The 3,222-nt window shown below is 70.1% G+C and carries 3 protein-coding genes and 1 pseudogene; all 4 read left to right on the top strand.

The window, feature by feature from the left end; all coding sequences use genetic code 11:
- The first annotated feature begins 334 nt into the window (after window positions 1-334).
- Window positions 335-496 (top strand): hypothetical protein, encoded by a 162-nt coding sequence (locus VR44_RS45990; RefSeq protein ID WP_169791027.1) that lies wholly within the window; start codon window positions 335-337, stop codon window positions 494-496.
- 356 nt (window positions 497-852) lie between these two features.
- Window positions 853-1,704, top strand: coding sequence for an RNA polymerase sigma factor SigF (locus VR44_RS21945; RefSeq protein ID WP_045949282.1), 852 nt, complete (start codon window positions 853-855; stop codon window positions 1,702-1,704).
- A gap of 232 nt (window positions 1,705-1,936) precedes the next feature.
- Entirely contained in the window at window positions 1,937-2,791 is an 855-nt protein-coding gene (locus VR44_RS21950; RefSeq protein WP_045949281.1) for an RNA polymerase sigma factor SigF, read from the top strand.
- A 59-nt stretch (window positions 2,792-2,850) separates the two neighbouring features.
- Window positions 2,851-3,222 (top strand): annotated as a pseudogene (locus VR44_RS21955) (hypothetical protein); the annotation flags it as partial.

The raw sequence follows: 3,222 nt of genomic DNA on the forward strand, positions 1-3,222 counted from the left end.
GACCGGAGCCGGGGCCTTCCACGCGGACGGGGGAAGTGACGTCGGGGGGACAAAGTCACCTCCCCCGGTGAGGACGGAACCTGCCAGCCCGGGCCGCGGTCAGGGGGGAAGCCCGCGGCCCGGACCCCGCAGTGAGGTCCTGTCCCTCACCCACCGGTTTCCTGCCAGAACCGGTGGGCTCGTGTTCCATCCTGCCCCTCCCCCGACCGGACACCCAGCGGCAAAGGGCCCCTGCGACAGGGTCATTGGTCCTTAAAGGACAGGTGAGTGTCCAAACCTGACCGGTTAGACTCGCCCGACTTCGCAGTACCGGTTGGGGAGGCCGACACCGCTCATGGACACCAAGAAGCTCATCACGGGCGCCCTCACGGTGTTCGTCCTCTTCGTGATCATCACCCAGCCCAAGCGGGCGGCGGAGATGGTCGGAATAGGCTTCCAGGGCATATCGGATGCCGCCTCCGGCATCGGCCAGTTCATCACCGAACTGGTGACCTGAGCCCGTACGCCGAAGCGATTTCCGGTCATCCAGGCCCCCCACTCCGCCGGTGGGGGGCCTTTCGCGTTCCCCTTCACGTTCCTCTACGCGTTCTTACCGGTAAAAAGAATACCCCTAAATGCCCAACTTGCCCTCAACACGGCTATATACGGTGCTTGCACACAGTGCACATCTCTTGTGATGCTATGACCGCTTTTGACTGATGAGACGGATGAGTTGACCGAAGGGGTGGCGTGACAGTGCCGGCCAGTACTGCGCCTCAGGTGCCTCCCCAGCAGGACCCCCGGCAGGATCCGCCGCACGAGACCCCCGCGCACGAGGTCCCCGCGCACGGGGCTCCGCCGCACGAGGCTCCGCTGCACGAGGCTCCGCCGCAGGGCACCCCGGCGCACGGGGCCCCGGCCGGACTCCAGGAGCCCGCCGCGCCCGCGCCGCGGCCGCAGAGCCGGGGTGCCGACACCCGGGCCCTGACGCAGGTGCTCTTCGGCCAGCTGAAGGGCCTGGAGCCGGGCACCAGCGAGCACAACCGGGTGCGCGGGGCCCTGATCGAGGCCAACCTCCCGCTGGTGCGCTACGCGGCCGCCCGCTTCCGCAGCCGCAACGAGCCGATGGAGGACGTGGTCCAGGTCGGCACCATCGGCCTGATCAACGCGATCGACCGGTTCGACCCCGAGCGCGGGGTCCAGTTCCCCACCTTCGCCATGCCGACGGTCGTGGGCGAGATCAAACGATACTTCCGGGACAACGTCCGCACCGTGCACGTCCCGCGCCGCCTCCACGAGCTGTGGGTGCAGGTCAACGCCGCCACCGAGGACCTCACCACCCTCCACGGCCGCACCCCCACCACCCCCGAGATCGCCGAGCGGCTGCGGATCAGCGAGGACGAGGTGCTCTCCTGCATCGAGGCCGGCCGCAGCTACCACGCGACCTCCCTGGAGGCCGCCCAGGAGGGCGACGGGATGCCCGGCCTGCTCGACCGGCTCGGGTACGAGGACCCCGAGCTGGCCGGCGTCGAGCACCGGGACCTCGTCCGCCACCTGCTCGTACAACTGCCCGAGCGGGAGCAGCGGATCCTCCTGCTGCGCTACTACAACAACCTGACGCAGTCGCAGATCAGCGCCGAGCTCGGGGTGTCCCAGATGCACGTCTCACGGCTGCTCGCGCGCAGCTTCGCCCGTCTGAGATCCGCAAACAGGATCGAGGCGTAACCGGATCGGGTGGAGCCCGGCCCGCGATTCCCTACAGAACCGGCTCATTCCGCTCGGTCGGTCGTCTGTCGCTGGAGATACTTGTCGACATGACGCTACAGCGTGTTGCCGACATGTGACATTCTGCTGGAACCGCGTTTGCCGCAGCCCCGCCTCCGGTATTCAGGTGGAGGCTGCGTTCCTCCGACGGGACGCGCCGATACGCGACCGTCCGCGACCTCAAGGGGGTGGCATGTCCGTAGACCAGGGCAGCTCCAAGGTGCTCACGCTCGTCGAGCGTGAGCTGCCGGCAGTGGCCGACCGCTCGGAAGCCATCGACACCCGCACCCTCTCCCGCTCCCTCTTCCAGCGACTCGCCACCCTGGACCCGGACAGCCCCGAACGGGCGTACGTACGCGACACCCTGATCGAGCTGAACCTGCCGCTGGTGCGCTATGCCGCGGCCCGCTTCCGCAGCCGCAACGAGCCGATGGAGGACATCGTCCAGGTCGGCACGATCGGCCTGATCAAGGCGATCGACCGGTTCGACTGCGAACGCGGAGTCGAGTTCCCGACGTTCGCGATGCCGACCGTCGTGGGCGAGATCAAACGATTCTTTAGGGACACTTCCTGGTCCGTCCGCGTCCCGCGCCGGCTCCAGGAACTGCGCCTCGCGCTGACCAAGGCCAGCGACGAACTCGCCCAGCGCCTGGACCGGTCCCCGACCGTGCCGGAGCTGGCGGCGGTCCTCGGCGTCAGCGAGGAGGAGGTCGTCGACGGCCTCGCCGTCGGCAACGCCTACACCGCCTCCTCGCTCGACTCCCCCTCCCCGGAGGACGAGGGCGGCGAGGGCTCCCTCGCCGACCGGCTCGGGTACGAGGACAGCGCACTGGAGGGCGTCGAGTACCGCGAGTCGCTCAAGCCGCTGCTGGCCAAACTCCCGCCCAGGGAGCGGCAGATCATCATGCTGCGGTTCTTCGCCAACATGACCCAGTCGCAGATCGGCGAGGAGGTCGGCATCTCCCAGATGCACGTCTCCCAGATGCACGTCTCCCGGCTGCTGACGCGGACGCTGGCGCAGCTGCGCACCGGCCTGATCGGCGAGTAGTCCCGGCCACCACCGGCCACGGGGTTCACATTTGACATTGCGTCAGCAACACTGGCGCGATGCGAACGGGATCCCGTACGGCGCGCACCCTCGCCCTGGCCCTGTGCTGCACGGCCGCCGCCGCCCTCACCGGATGCGGCGGCCCGGCCCGCGACGGCTACGCCGCCGTGGGGGCCGCGGCCCCCGGGCCCGAGCGGGGCGCGGGGCAGAACGTACCGCCCCAGGGGAGGGTCGAGTTCCAGCCGATCGCGTCGGCGGGCTCGGCCCCTTCCGCGAGCGCCTCCGCCTCTACGACGCCCGGCGCGCCGGGGTCCCTGCCCGGCGGGGGCTCCGCCCAGGGCGGAGCGACGGCCACCGCCCAGGGCGGCTCCGACCCCGCCCCCGGCACCCCGCCGGCCCCGGGCACCCCCACGACCACCCCCGGCGCCGGG

It is taken from the genome of Streptomyces katrae (assembly GCF_000966975.1).
Classification (GTDB): domain Bacteria; phylum Actinomycetota; class Actinomycetes; order Streptomycetales; family Streptomycetaceae; genus Streptomyces; species Streptomyces katrae.